The sequence below is a fragment of the Pseudomonas sp. P5_B2 genome (assembly GCF_056400445.1).
This window is the reverse complement of the sequence record NZ_JBFULH010001442.1, coordinates 1-587: the sequence shown is the minus strand read 5'-3', so window position 1 is coordinate 587 and position 587 is coordinate 1. Positions and strand designations below refer to the sequence as shown.

The 587-nt window shown below is 49.1% G+C and carries 1 pseudogene; it reads right to left on the bottom strand.

Features of this window, described 5'->3' with window-relative positions:
* Positions 1-346: pseudogene (locus AC1DRJ_RS31720) on the bottom strand (tripartite tricarboxylate transporter substrate binding protein); the annotation flags it as partial.
* Positions 347-587: the final 241 nt, after the last annotated feature.

The following is a 587-nucleotide window of genomic DNA, read 5'->3' as shown; positions in this document are numbered from 1 at the left end:
CATCTTTCATGGTGATCTGAGGCTTGTTCTGCTCTTCCGCAGTGACCATGATCGCACCGACCACGAGCAGTGCATTTGGATCACCTTTGGTGCTGTTGGCAAATTGCGCAAGCCCCAAAGTGCCCCCGGCCCCACCCTTATTTTCGAATGTGATGGACTTCGCCGCGCTGGATTCTATTAAGGCTTTACCCAAGATCCGACCTGTCTGGTCGTACCCGCCTCCAACTGAACCTGGAGCCATGAATTTCACTGTATCCAAAGCCATAGCGGAGGTTGTGAGCGTTGCAGCAGCAATGGCTGCAAGAAGCGTCATAGAGCAACTGTAACGACGGATTGGATTGAACATGCTGTTTCTCCCGATACTATTGTTTTTGTTGGTGCCGGTTGAACTTCGTCCAGGGAGTGACCCCTGCTTTAACAACGGAAAGCAGTTTTATAAACATTTATTTGAGGATTTTTTACTTGGCCAAAAACTAACAATTAGGCGGTACGTGCACTTCTCCTTGACCGCTTTTCGATAACGACTCGGCAACAAATCCACTCCCTATGTGGCGCTGAATAAAATCCTGCACATATGCCGCTGCATG